Origin of the sequence: Methanocella arvoryzae MRE50 (genome assembly GCF_000063445.1) — an archaeon.
Taxonomy (GTDB): Archaea; Halobacteriota; Methanocellia; order Methanocellales; family Methanocellaceae; genus Methanocella_A; species Methanocella_A arvoryzae.
The window spans coordinates 1,950,755-1,962,794 of the sequence record NC_009464.1 but is presented as its reverse complement, the minus strand read 5'-3'; the positions used below and the strand labels follow the sequence as shown (position 1 = coordinate 1,962,794).

At 59.8% G+C, this 12,040-nt stretch carries 13 protein-coding genes; 9 read left to right on the top strand and 4 right to left on the bottom strand.

The window, feature by feature from the left end; genetic code table 11:
• Positions 1-8: 8 nt before the first annotated feature.
• Positions 9-533, bottom strand: coding sequence for a GTP-binding protein (locus RCI_RS09780; RefSeq protein WP_012036273.1), 525 nt, complete (start codon positions 531-533; stop codon positions 9-11).
• Positions 534-721: 188 nt separating this feature from the next.
• Between RCI_RS09780 and RCI_RS09775 the strand changes: the two genes are divergently transcribed.
• Complete coding sequence (locus RCI_RS09775) at positions 722-1,426, top strand: site-2 protease family protein (RefSeq protein WP_012036272.1); 705 nt, start codon at positions 722-724, stop codon at positions 1,424-1,426.
• A 38-nt stretch (positions 1,427-1,464) separates the two neighbouring features.
• On the opposite strand, the gene RCI_RS09770 is transcribed toward RCI_RS09775, so the two are convergent.
• The gene (locus tag RCI_RS09770) at positions 1,465-4,869 is read right to left on the bottom strand and encodes a DNA polymerase II large subunit (RefSeq protein ID WP_012036271.1); all 3,405 of its coding nucleotides are present in this window, start codon (positions 4,867-4,869) and stop codon (positions 1,465-1,467) included.
• A 171-nt stretch (positions 4,870-5,040) separates the two neighbouring features.
• Between RCI_RS09770 and RCI_RS09765 the strand changes: the two genes are divergently transcribed.
• The 6 genes from RCI_RS09765 (at position 5,041) to RCI_RS09740 (ending at position 8,976) form a co-directional block, all read left to right on the top strand.
• The gene (locus RCI_RS09765; protein WP_012036270.1) at positions 5,041-5,574 is read left to right on the top strand and encodes a HEAT repeat domain-containing protein; all 534 of its coding nucleotides are present in this window, start codon (positions 5,041-5,043) and stop codon (positions 5,572-5,574) included.
• A gap of 323 nt (positions 5,575-5,897) precedes the next feature.
• A complete protein-coding gene (locus tag RCI_RS09760; protein WP_081477325.1) occupies positions 5,898-6,467 on the top strand; it encodes a 3'-5' exonuclease in 570 nt (189 codons plus the stop codon).
• A 54-nt stretch (positions 6,468-6,521) separates the two neighbouring features.
• Entirely contained in the window at positions 6,522-7,061 is a 540-nt protein-coding gene (locus RCI_RS09755) for a MogA/MoaB family molybdenum cofactor biosynthesis protein (RefSeq protein ID WP_012036268.1), read from the top strand.
• Positions 7,062-7,188: 127 nt separating this feature from the next.
• Entirely contained in the window at positions 7,189-7,605 is a 417-nt protein-coding gene (locus tag RCI_RS15855) for a GNAT family N-acetyltransferase (protein WP_012036267.1), read from the top strand.
• 27 nt (positions 7,606-7,632) lie between these two features.
• On the top strand, positions 7,633-8,241 hold the full coding sequence (locus tag RCI_RS09745) for a DUF998 domain-containing protein (protein ID WP_012036266.1): 609 nt from the start codon (positions 7,633-7,635) through the stop codon (positions 8,239-8,241).
• 90 nt (positions 8,242-8,331) lie between these two features.
• Positions 8,332-8,976: a hypothetical protein gene (locus tag RCI_RS09740; RefSeq protein ID WP_012036265.1), complete on the top strand. Its 645-nt coding sequence runs from the start codon at positions 8,332-8,334 to the stop codon at positions 8,974-8,976.
• Here the strand turns inward: RCI_RS09740 and RCI_RS09735 are convergent.
• Positions 8,968-10,095, bottom strand: coding sequence for a M20 family metallopeptidase (locus tag RCI_RS09735; protein WP_012036264.1), 1,128 nt, complete (start codon positions 10,093-10,095; stop codon positions 8,968-8,970). The genes RCI_RS09740 and RCI_RS09735 overlap by 9 nt on opposite strands.
• Positions 10,096-10,187: 92 nt before the next feature.
• Here RCI_RS09735 and RCI_RS09730 point away from each other — a divergent pair, with 92 nt between their 5' ends.
• The gene (locus RCI_RS09730; RefSeq protein WP_012036263.1) at positions 10,188-10,865 is read left to right on the top strand and encodes a DUF4013 domain-containing protein; all 678 of its coding nucleotides are present in this window, start codon (positions 10,188-10,190) and stop codon (positions 10,863-10,865) included.
• Between the two features lie 140 nt (positions 10,866-11,005).
• The gene (locus RCI_RS09725; protein WP_012036262.1) at positions 11,006-11,641 is read left to right on the top strand and encodes a precorrin-2 dehydrogenase/sirohydrochlorin ferrochelatase family protein; all 636 of its coding nucleotides are present in this window, start codon (positions 11,006-11,008) and stop codon (positions 11,639-11,641) included.
• Positions 11,642-11,643: 2 nt separating this feature from the next.
• Here RCI_RS09725 and RCI_RS09720 read toward each other — a convergent pair whose 3' ends face one another.
• Entirely contained in the window at positions 11,644-12,000 is a 357-nt protein-coding gene (locus RCI_RS09720) for a GxxExxY protein (RefSeq protein ID WP_048198419.1), read from the bottom strand.
• Positions 12,001-12,040 lie beyond the last annotated feature (40 nt).

Sequence of the window (12,040 nt, the reverse complement as noted above, 5' to 3'; positions counted from 1 at the left end):
ATGTGAGGTTATGCCATTGTGCTCGCAATGTCGGCCAGCCGGTCGAGGAGCTCGTCGACGCCCTGGCCCGTGGCGGCGGAAAATGGAAGGACGCAGGCGTTGCCCGAGTCCCGCCTGACCCGGTCGACGGAGGCGCCGGGAAGGTCTATCTTCGAGGCCAGTACCACGCACGGTACGTTGTGCTCTGTCAGCTCGGCGAGGATCTTCTTCTCAAAAGAGGTCATGCCCCGGACAGAGTCCACCACCACGATGCCGGCGTGCAGGCCGAAAGATACCACAGCCCTGGCCACCCCGAAACGATCCTGGCCAGGGGTGCCGTAGATGAATATTTTATAGCCCCGGTGTTCCCGGATGCCGAAGTCCAGAGCGACGGTAGTCCCGCCTTCTGGATTGTATGCCTCGGTCGTACGGGTAAGGGGGTCGATCGAACGGATCAGCGAGGTCTTGCCAGAGTGATATGAGCCGAAAGCTACGACTTTGACCCGGTTTTCCCGGTCTCTGACGCTGACCCTGGTCGCATGGTGTTCGAACATTAAATATGCGTATTTTCGGTGATAAATTATAAATTTTGCCCTTTAATGGCTTAAAGTGGCACTGAAAGCGATTTACGTGTAACCGGCTGAAATAAACCGTACTTTCCAATACGGCACATGGACCGATATACGGGCAACCGGCAAGCCATATCAACAAATTGATATAGTCACAACAATTATTATGGGACATGAACTCCAGAATCGGGACCTCAGAGCTCATCGAACTGCTGATCGCGTTCGTCGTGCTGACCTTGGCGTTCAGCTTCATGTTCGCAGGGGTAAGGCTGTTCAGCCCTAACTTCGGCAACCTGACAGCAGAAGTGTTTTTCGTCGCTGCGGTGGGCGTCGGCAGCGGATTCCTGCTCCACGAGCTTGCCCACAAGTTTACCGCCATGAGGTACGGTTACTACGCTGAGTTCAAGACCAGCCAGAACGGCCTGCTCCTCACCATCGGAAGCGCGCTGTTAGGCTTTCTGTTCGCGGCCCCTGGCGCGGTGTACATCTCCAGACCACTGTACGGGTACGATGGCAGCCCGGAGATAGCGGGCAACCCAGATGACGACGAGTACTGGGATAACCTGACCAGCCGCCGGAAGGACGATAAGGAGCTGAAGATCTCGATCGCCGGGCCGGTGACCAACCTGGTTCTCGCAGCGCTGTTCTTCGTCCTCATTCAGATGGGCGTCCTGTCAGGGCTGATCCTCACCGCCGCAGTATACGGTATCATCATCAACCTCATCCTGGCCGCCTTCAACATGATCCCCTTCGGCCCCCTGGACGGCGCCAAAGTCTTCCGGTCCAGCCCCATGGTCTGGGTAATCGTCGGCATACCTATGATACTGCTGGGCCTCGTCGCCATGTTCGCGCCGGGGATTCTGCTGTCGCTGTTCTAAAATGAGAGCCCTGTCTGGGGATTTTTCCCTTTTCCATTTTACATGAAATCCGCGAGCCCTGTCTGCTTGCTCTTGTCGTTCTCAAATAAGCTTTTGATCGACAGGCTCAGCAGCTCAAGCCGCTGGATCGTGTAGCTGGGGACTCCGTACTCCTTCGCGATGGCCAGGGAGACGTCCATGTACTTAGTCACCGCACCTTCGTGGACGGTCAGGATGACTCTGCCTCCGCCGCACCTGGGGCAAGTTCCGGTCAGAGGGGGCCTGCGGTACCTTTCGCCGCACTTGACGCACCGCATCTGTTGCGTCGAAAAGGCTCTCAGGTTGCCGATCAGGTCCGGGAGGAAGTGGGAGTTGATCACCCGCTCCGCCACGTCCTTCTCGTCCACCGCCCGGAGCCGCCGGCCCAGCTCGAGCTGGGCTTTGAGCTTATCCTCCATGCTGCCCAAGGTCTTATAGGCGGAGTTGGCGGGCCCGGCGGCGATGTCGCTGGTGCCGTGGGTGAACTTGAAGCCCTCGTACTGCTCCGGCGTTCCGAGCCGCTTGGAGACGAGGTCCATGATCTTCTCCACGTCCTTGGGGGCCTTGAATTCCCGGGTGGCGAGGTAGAACTCTTTTGGATAGCGGGCCATCACGTCGATGTTATGCGATTCCTTGTCGATCTCCTTGGGGTCGATCCGCATCGACAGCACGAGGGGGGCGTCCATCTTGCCGCCCCGGCGGTCAGGCAGGTAGGATAAAGAGAAGTTCAGCAGGCCGTCCATCAGCATCATCACACAGTCCTCGTCCCCGTCGCAGTTCCTCCTTTTAGCGGCGTGGAAGAAGGGGTGGGCGTAGCCTGCCGATGATGAGACGAAGCCTATGATGCGGCCGAGCACCCCGGCGGAGGTATGCGGAGCCAGCCCGATGACCAGGTGGCCGATCAAATCCTGCTCCTCGTGGACGTTGTAGTACCTGGGCAGGCCATAGTACTTCTCCAGTTCGTCGTCGAGGAACGCGCATACCTTCAAAAGGTAGTTAGAGGCATCGTGGGACAGGATGATGTCCTGCACCCGGAGCTCGCACACCTGCTCTGGCGACTCCAGGGGAGCCCCGTAGGTATCCTTCTCGTAGCCCAGTTCTCTGGCCTTCTCGACGCTGAGACCGATCTCCCGGGGGATAAAGTGGGTGAGGGGCACGTCGCTCATGTCGTAACGGATGGTGCCGTCCTTGAACACGAAGACTTCGTGCTTGGCCCTGAGAATGCCCTTCTCCAGCGGCTCCGGGGTCTTCTCCTTCGAGATCAGGCCCTGCACGCCCTTGAGCACCTCGAAGTTGTCCCGCTCCCCCACTCTCTTCAGGGCGGCTGCATAGAGGCCCTTGACGTCGATCTTCTGCTTCACGTTCGGCGTCGTAGGCTTGTGGCACTTCGGGCAGTCGCCCTCTATGCCGGAGATGCCGCAGTCGGGACACCCATAAACAGGGATGGTGTGCCCCCCGCACTCGCAGGCCACCATGTAGGTCATCTTCCCGCAGTCCGGGCATTTGCGCCTGCCGACCTCTACCTCGATCTCCCCGATCCTGTCGGTCATGGACTTACTGTAGGCGCTCGCGTCCTGCAGGGACCTGCGCATGCCCCCTGCTTCGCCCACGGGGAAGAGCACGTGTACCGGAGGCTTCATTTCCCGGAGCTTGCTTTTTTCAGGCCTGCCCATCCTCGCGCCGATCCGGGCGGGAGCCCGGTCCATGACTGTGACGCCGCACAGCGCTGACACAGCCTTCCAGGCGTGGGAGTCGAGGCCGGCATAGGCGTCCGGGTTCTTCATCGACAGGTCGGGGTTAAGGCCCAGGCATCTGCAAAGGATGTACGTATCCTCCGCTGAGAGGATGACAGTGTTATCCCGCACCTTCTGTGGGATGAGGAGGATTTCGAGCAGGCTCTTGGACCGCTGCTCGACAGGCAGCCGGAGTTCGCCGTTCTCCACCATGCCGCTGGCGCTGATGTACCGGGCGAGGTAGACCACGTCGTCCGTGGTCAGGTCCATCCACATGTACGTGTACTTCGGGTGCAGAGGCACGCCGTACTTCTCAGACACTGCAAAGGCTTCCTCCGGTGAGTTAACCTCTACCTTGTCCTTCGTCTTCTCCTCGAGGTCCTGGATCCACCACTCTTCCACGTATGGAGAAGGCACGAACGTGTGGTTGTTCTCCAGGAAGTCACCGTAGTTGATGATGATCTCCCCGTTGTCCAGGATCTGCGATACGTCCGGGCGCACTTTCAGCGCGGTCTTTTCATCGCTGATGCGCACCACGTCACCGTTGAACAGGCGCACGGTAGGCCCTTCGAGGCTGTCCACCGGGACCATGGCCGCAGCCTTGCCGGGGCGCTCCACTTTCAGCTGAGTGCCCGTGGCGATGAAGTCGTCCATGATCGTCATGGAGGCAGGGTGAATGCCTGCCGTGGCAAAGCCCGTGTTCCGGGACCGGCCGTACCTGAGCCGGAAGCCCCCTGCCCTCGAGGGATGCCCGAACACGGGGCGGCCTGCGATCAGGTCCGCCAAAAATTTGTCCTTGGGCTTGATCTTCTTCTCCTCTTCCTTGTTCTCTCCCCCGGCGGGCTTGGAGCCGGCGATGATCTTGTCCAGCCACTCCCATCCGTCGAACTTGAGCTTGTCCACATGCTTCTTGACTTTCGGGGCTTTGAGAATGATGCCCTCTGCGATAACCAGCGCTATGCCGCCCCGCACCCGGTTGGTCTCCACCCGTTCCAGATTGCGGTAGCCCTGGACTTCCTCCTGCTCCGTCGGTTCCCCGTCGATGCATACGGGGCAGTTCCGCACGATCAGCCGGATCTCCTCGTCGGTAGGGGTGTACTGCAGGTGGGCGATCGACTTGTAGAGCATGATCTCTTCTACAAAGCGCTCCACCTCGACGTCCCTGATCTTGTAGGGCGCCCGCCCGGTCTTACGGCGGACGTAGTCGGCGGCCAGCACGGCCAGCGCCTCCGCCGTGCCCCCGGCGCTCCGGATGGGGCCGGCAAAATAGACCTTGATGTACTCGGTGCCGTCGTCGTTCTTGGCCAGCTTGACGGCGGAGATGCCCTCCAGCGGCGCGGCCACCACGCCCTCGGTCAGGACCGCCACAGCAGTGCGGACGGCGCACTGGACGGCCTCCTCCTCGTCCTTGAACTTGCCGACGAGGCCTTCCGCAATATCGGCCGCCACCTGCAGCGAGGCCTCTTCACGGGACATCTTCTCCTCGCACTTGCGGATGTGCGCCGCCAGCCCGGGCACGCCCATGATGACCTCTACACGGTCAGCAAGGTCCGTTGCCGAGGGGATCTCGACCTCCAGAGAAGGATCATAGCCCTTCCTCCGGGCGGCGGTAGCGATCTCCCTGCAGTGGAGGAACTCCGCCTCCAGCTTCTTGAAATAGGCTTCCTGCGCTTCGCTGGTCTTCGGGGGCATAGCAATGACATGCTTAGTAAAGCGCTAATAAGGATAAGCCTGACGGATAAGCGGCTTGAAAATATATGGGTACGGGTACGCCATGGCGGAACAAAGTGGAGAAAATCTTACAATAAAATTTATGTGCGGTAGATTTATCTTGCCAACTATCATATATGATCACCGATAGATATGAAAAGCGGTCGCTTAGTAGCCGCGGCCATTACGCTGGCGGCATCATCGTGGATTATGGCAGTCCCGGCTCAGGCCAGCACTCGCGGGTACGACACGAGCGGCAACCCGTGGACAGGCCTGCTTATTACGATTTTAATACTACTGGCAGTGATAGCCTTCGCCCTCGCCTACATGTGCATGGACAGGCTCGAGCAGCGGAGGATCGACGTGAAGAAGAAGCGAGGGGATATCGACGGCCTGATCAAAGCCCTCCGTGTGCCCTGGCTGAGCACGAAGGCCGCCCGGGCGCTGGGGGAGATAGGGGACGAGAGAGCGATCGAGCCGCTGATCCAGGCCCTGAGCTGCCGGAGCGCCGAAACCCGGGAAGCCGTCGTGGACGCGCTGGGCAACATCGGCGACCAGAGGGCGGTAGAAAAGCTTAACGCTGCCCTGGACGACCGCTACGTCAGCGTCAGGGAGCACGCCCGCAGTTCTATCGAGAAGATCAGGAGCAGGGCACACCCCGCCGGCAATGGCAACGCCGGCGCCTGATCGAAGCTTACTTCGTGTAAAAGGTGCCTGGCCGTCCGGTGAACCCCACAGGTGATTAGATTATTACAATGATTCCTCCCGGGCCTCCGGGTAACTCTCATAACCTCCTCCCAGACCTCCCCCGTCCTCCGGGACCTCCCACTTTGAACGACCTCTCACACCTCCAGAGGCCTCCCGGGCCTCCTCGCTTATCCTCTCAGTACCTCCCGGGTCCAGAATTTTTCACAGTGTGCCGTAGCTGGCCATATGATAGGTCACCGGCACCGCAATGATTAATATTCCCACACCCGATCACTTGCGTAGCAAGCGTATGAGGCGGGGATATCACGGTTACCATATGCGTCATCGATACTGAGACTACGGGCCTCGGCATCTTCGGAAAAGAGCGCCGGGAGGATTACGCTTTGAGCATCGGCATGCTGGTCGCCGATATCGACCTCGAGGCGAGAAGGATAGAGTGCCGGGACTGCATGGATTCGCTCATCCGCATTCCCGACCCCTCGATGGCGGAGGATACCTTTTTCGTCCACGGCATCACCCCTGAGCAGGTGGCCGCCGCCCCTGCCCCGGAGGAGGTCTGCCGGAAGTTCCTCACGCTCCACAGCAATCACAGCTTCACCTTTGCCGGGGCGTGGAACCACAAGTTTGACAGGTATTTTGTCGATAAGCTGTTCAAGCAGACCGGAGTCAGGCAGCCGGGCCTGAGCTGGATCGAGATGCAGCCGAAGCCCTACGCGAAGCTTGACCACTACGCCGATTCCATCCAGTGCGAGAAGATCAGGGCCCTGCCCGGCCACAACGCGCTGAACGACTGCTTCAGGGCACTGGGAGTCTACGCTACGATGGGCGGCTTAGAGATGGATGTGTCGAAAGTCTCTGCCCGGTGGCTTTAACCCGCCGGAGAACATAGATTAGTGCTGACCAACAGAATTCCCGAGGGTAAGATAATGGAAAAGGCATCACACGAGAAGCACCAGGAGAAGTCGAAAGGCCAGTCCTACAAAGTAGCCGTCATCATCGCCAGCACTTCCAGGCACCAGCAGTATGGAGACAGCGACTCGCCGGAGAAGTGCGGCGACGAGTCGGGCAGGATCATCCTGGACTACCTCTCCGGGGCCGGGCACAAAACGGCATACCGGCTGCTCCCCGACGACGTGGAGAGGCTGAAGTCAGGGCTGCAGGAGATGCTGGATGAGGGCGCCGACGCTGCCATCGTGTGCGGCGGCACTGGCCTGACCAGGGCAGACGTGACGATCGAGGCTATCACACCCCTGTTCGGGAAGGTCATCCCGGGCTTCGGGGAGCTGTTCCGGCTGAAAAGCTACGAGGAGGTCGGCACCGCCAGCGTCCTGAGCAGGGCGGCGGCAGGCACCATCGGGGACAAAGCGGTATTCTGCATCCCGGGGTCCCCGAACGCGGCCAGGCTGGCACTATCCCAGATCATACTGCCCGAGCTCGGGCACATCATCTCCCATATCCGCAAGTGAGCGAGTAAGCGAGGGACCGAATACGACTACCGCAGCCGACAATATTTCCATACGCCCGTTCACGGCAGCTGACGCCGAGGACTGCTTCCGGATCAGGACTGAAGCCTTCGTCCGGGAATTCTACCCCATGCAGGACCCGGTCGTGATCGCCGCGGGCATCAACGCCTACATGCCATCCGACTACGTGCACATGGGCGAGACTATGATCGCCTTCGTGGCCACCTCCGGAGGCGAAGTGGTCGGCTTTTACTTCGTAAAGCAGCTCGACCCTTCGACGGCAGAGCTCATGCTGCTGTACGTGAAAGGCGGCTACAAGGGCAAGGGCATCGGCACAGTTCTCCTCGATCACATGGAAAGCCTGCTGCGGACCAGATACCCGGGAACCCGCAGGGTTGAGCTGGACACCATCGTGCCCGGGTATAACGGGAAGTTCTACGAGAAGAAGGGTTTCTGCCGCACGGGAGAGAGCGAACTGCGATACCCGGACCGGATCGTGAAAGCCGTGCGCATGGCTAAAGAGCTAAGGCAGACGACAGCCGGATAAAGTGGCTTGACTGAGAGGGCATGAATCGTGGCAGAGAATAAGAGGTACGTGAGGCTTGGCGCATATTTTGGCATGGCGGCCACCGCAGCGTTCGTGCTGTTCACGCTTATTGCAGTATATCTGTACCCGGGCCCGTTCAGCCCGCTGGAGAGCACCGTCAGCCACCTCGGCAACCCTTCGGCCAACCCGGACGGTCACCTTGTCTTCGACGCTGGTTGCATGGTCGGAGGTGTGCTGTTCTTGCCCTTCGTCGCCAGCCTGGCGTTCCTGAGGACTGCGAGCAAATGGCAGAGCCGTCTTGCTGCCGCGGCCGTAGTACCGGGCATAGTGGCGAGCGTCGGCCTGGCTTTGATCGGCCTGTACCCTGAGACCGTGCGAGAAGTCCATGTACCGGCCGCCATGTTGACCTTCCTCTGCCTGACCGCCATGCTACTGCTCGTTAATCTGGCACTGTGGGGAGAGCCGAAATACCCCGGCTGGCTGGCGTTTATCGGCGCCCTGGCGATCGTCAGCAACTTCGCCCAGATCGGCCTGGTACTAACGGGCAGCTTCCCCACCATCGTCGAATGGCTGTCCGCCTACCTGCCCCAGGCCTGGGTCCTGTTATTCTGCTGGCACACCCTGACTGAAGCCTGATAGCGATGTCTGGCAGGCCCGCATAGCCAGCATACTGCAGCTAGAAAACAGCATATATACCCTGACGTAAGATATTTAGAAGGGATTGAGATGGATGAGGCAGTGTTGAGAAGGCTCGGCGCCTGGTTCTTCGTCGCCGCCCTCGGGATATACGTTCTCTGCACGATCGTCTCGATCTTTTTGTTCGGGCAGATCATGCACCCGCTGAGCAACTGGATCAGCGACCTGGGCAGCACCACCATCAACCCGAACGGCGCCCTCGTCTACAATATTGGCCTCGTGCTGACAGGACTGCTGATGATACCCTTCGTCCTCAGCTTTGCCACCTGGCACATCGGCCCGAAGTGGTCGAGGTACACCCTCATCGTCGCCGAGATCGCCGGCATCGGGTTCTGCCTTGGCATGATCCTGCTCGGCGTCTTCTCCGAGGAGTCAGGAACCGTCCACCTGCGACTGTCAGAGTTCGTCTACGCCACCCTCACGGTCGTGATCCTCCTCGTCAACGTCGCCCTCATACGCAACGTCAGGTACAGGCTCTGGATCATCCCGGCATGGGGCTTCGTTGCCTTCCTGCTCAACTGCGCCCAGATCGTGCTCTACCTCATGGGCTACAAGCCGATCTCCTTCATCTGGCTGTCAGTATACTTCTCCCTGGGCTGGATACTACTCTTCTGCTACAACGCCCTCGCGACCAGAGCGCCAGACCTCGTCGAGACGAGGCACAAACTACTGTGAAGCTTTTTGAAGCAGTCGCTCGTAGACGTCGACTGCTTTGCGGAGCTCGGCGATTTCGATATATTCGTCGATCACGTGTGCCTGCTGGATGCTGCCGGGGCCGAGGATCACGGTGGGAATGTCCCGGGCACGGAAAGCCCACATGTCGCACCCGGCGGGGAAGCCGTTGGGCTCGGGGTTCAGGCCCATGCCGGATAAAACGGAGGACGCCATTTTGACGATCGGCTCGGACAGAGGGGTGGACGATGGGGGGTAAGAGGACAGCAGCTCTATCTCGGCCCGTGCCCTGTATTTTCTGGAGAACCGCCTGACGACCATCTGCAGGTCGTGGTAAGCCTCGTCGATGGTCTCGTTAGAGACCAGGCGCCGGTCGATGCAGACGGTGCACTGCTCGGGGATGACGTTGATGCGCTCCCCGCCCCGGATCATCGTGGCCTCTGACGATGATCTGCCCAGGAGAGGGTCCTTATTTTTGCTAACCCGGTAAGCGTAGGAGTTCAGGGTGACCAGCAGCTTGCCCATGGCGGAGATGGCGTTGACTCCCCTGCCGGGATGGGAGGCGTGGGCGGCCATGCCGTGGACGGTGATCGCCGGGCGGAGCGCGCCCTTGTGGGCGACGGCGGCCCGCAGGCCCGTGGGCTCCCCGATGATCGCCATTTCAGGCCGGTACTCGGTGAGTAGCCTGCGGGCGCCGATCGAGCGGCCGGTCTCCTCCTCGACGACGGCGGCGATCGCTACCGAGCCATTGAGCAGTTTACCCTTCAGCCTGGCCATCGCCTCCATCATTGCGGCGAGCGAGCCCTTTGCATCCGTCGCCCCCCGGCCGTAGATGCGGCCTTCTCTTTCCGAGGGCTGGAACGGATGAGTGGTCCACTTGGACTCGTCCAGCGAGGGGATCACATCCTCATGAGTGCAGAGCATGAGCCTGATCGGCCCTTCGCCCAGGGTGCCGATCACGTTGTAGCGGTCGCCGTCGACGTGCTGGACCCTCGTATCGAAGCCCAGGCTGTTGAATTTATTGACCAGGTAATCCTTGATCAGCCCCTCGGAGCCGGTCACCGACGGTATGGCCACCAGCTCTCTCAAAAAGTCCTCGCAGGGGGCGGCATTATCGCTCATCGACCAGCAGGTAGGCTGCGATCGTATATTGCTTTTGCTGTCTGCCTGGCAACGAAAACCATTTTACTGCCCGCACCCTATGTAATACTACAATGCCCCCCAACAACGACCTGCTGGAAACTATCCTGATGGCCGGAAAGTACGCCCTCTCCAACCTGGCCACGCTCCTGGTCGGGGGCATCGTCGTGGCGCTGTCGTTTTTAGTGATTGGCCTGCCGTTCTTCCTGGGCTTCGTGACCCGGTGCATGCGGGAGATCGTCAGGGGCAACGGAGTGCTGCCAGAATGGGTCGAGATCGGCCAGATGTTCGTGGACGGGATACGCATGACCCTCGTCTTCCTCGCCTACGCGGCTGTTTACGCCCTCATCGTGCTCATACCCGGCATACCCGTGCTGGTCTTCAGCTATACGGACATGACCTTCCTTCTCCTCATCAGCACCATCCTGCTCGTAACCACCATGGCCATCACCGCCGCGACTCTCGCGTTCGTATTCTTCGCCTCATGGGTGCTGTACGCCAGCACCGGCAGCGTGCGCAAAGCGATCAACATCAAAAAGGTCATCGGCTTCATCCTGTACAACCCCGAAGGCTTCCTCGTGGCCATCGCATCGTCCGCAGCCATCGCCGCAATAGGCGTCGTAGCCATGACGCTCGTCGTATCCATCCCCTGGGCCGTATTCACCATAAGCGTCGCCATAACGTTCATCTATGCCCGGTTCTACCAGGACACCGCCAAGCTCCAGCCGAGAATGGTCGAATGGCTGCGCTAAGGTCCTATGCACCACAAATTCACCACAGAGGGCACGGGGAACCACGGAGACGCACAGAGTAAGGTTTACCACAGAGGCACAGAGACTCACAGTGGTCAGTGCCCAAACATTTTTGTCCAACATCCGGCAATCTAAGATGTATGAGCGATTACCTGCCCCTCTACATCGACTTTAAAGGCCGGCGCATCGTCATATTCGGCGGGGGCGGAGTGGGCGAGCGGAAGGCGCGGTACTTTTCGGGCGTGGCGGACGTGACGGTGGTCAGCCCGGCGTTTACTCCCGCACTGGAGGCGATGGGCGGCATCACCCGTATTCAGAAAGCCGCTGCCCGGGAGGAGATCGGAGAGCTGATCTCCGGGGCCTTTCTGGTCATTGCGGCCACTGGCGACGAGGAGTTCAACAGTGCGGTGGTACGGGAAGCGCAGAGTGCCGGGATACTGGTGAATTCGGCGCACGGTGAGTCGGGGGTGATCCTGCCCTCGAGGATTACGAAAGGGGACATTTCCGTCGCCATCGCCACAGGGGGTAAGAGCCCCGCCATGTCGAAATATCTGCGGCAGCGGCTGGAGGCGGCGCTCGGCGAGGAAATGGCCGACATGGTGAGGCTGCAGGCCGACGTGAGAGAAGTCCTGAAGAAGGTAGTGCCAGAGCAGAAAGACAGAGAGCGGCTACTGTGGGACATCCTGAAAACGCCGGCAGTCTGGGAGGCGATGAAGACGTCGTACGACGACGCCCTGACGCTGGCGCTGATGATGATTGAAGAGAGAAGACCGTGAGGCTAATGGATAACGACCCTCTTGATGCCGTCTGCGATGTCCTCGCAGTTGAAATTGATCAGCATACCGACGCGCTTGTTGTAGATCCTCAGGTACGTCCGAACCTGCAGGTAGTGTAATGGTATAATCCTGTCGACGGCCTTTACCTCGATGATCAGGTCGTCCTCCAGCAGTAGATCGACCCGGTACGTGTCGCCGATCTTTTCGCCGTCGTAGATGACCGGCAGGTTTACCTGCCTTCTCACATTCAGGCCCTTTTTCCCCAGTTCTTTCGCGAGGCACTTCTCGTAGGATTTCTCCTTCAAGCCAGGGCCCAGCTTGTCGAATACGGTTGTAGCGGCTCTTTCTGTAAGTCTCACGTATGCATATGTCTCATAAGGGATGGGCCAGGGATTTACC

Coding starts and splice junctions, on each gene's coding strand:
- RCI_RS09725 (WP_012036262.1), top strand. CDS start 11,006: ATGAGCGATTACCTGCCCCTCTACATCGACTTTAAAGGCCGGCGCATC.
- RCI_RS09765 (WP_012036270.1), top strand. CDS start 5,041: ATGAAAAGCGGTCGCTTAGTAGCCGCGGCCATTACGCTGGCGGCATCA.
- RCI_RS09730 (WP_012036263.1), top strand. CDS start 10,188: ATGCCCCCCAACAACGACCTGCTGGAAACTATCCTGATGGCCGGAAAG.
- RCI_RS09740 (WP_012036265.1), top strand. CDS start 8,332: ATGGATGAGGCAGTGTTGAGAAGGCTCGGCGCCTGGTTCTTCGTCGCC.
- RCI_RS09770 (WP_012036271.1), bottom strand. CDS start 4,869: ATGCCCCCGAAGACCAGCGAAGCGCAGGAAGCCTATTTCAAGAAGCTG.
- RCI_RS09735 (WP_012036264.1), bottom strand. CDS start 10,095: ATGAGCGATAATGCCGCCCCCTGCGAGGACTTTTTGAGAGAGCTGGTG.
- RCI_RS09775 (WP_012036272.1), top strand. CDS start 722: ATGAACTCCAGAATCGGGACCTCAGAGCTCATCGAACTGCTGATCGCG.
- RCI_RS09780 (WP_012036273.1), bottom strand. CDS start 533: ATGTTCGAACACCATGCGACCAGGGTCAGCGTCAGAGACCGGGAAAAC.
- RCI_RS15855 (WP_012036267.1), top strand. CDS start 7,189: ATGCAGGACCCGGTCGTGATCGCCGCGGGCATCAACGCCTACATGCCA.
- RCI_RS09755 (WP_012036268.1), top strand. CDS start 6,522: ATGGAAAAGGCATCACACGAGAAGCACCAGGAGAAGTCGAAAGGCCAG.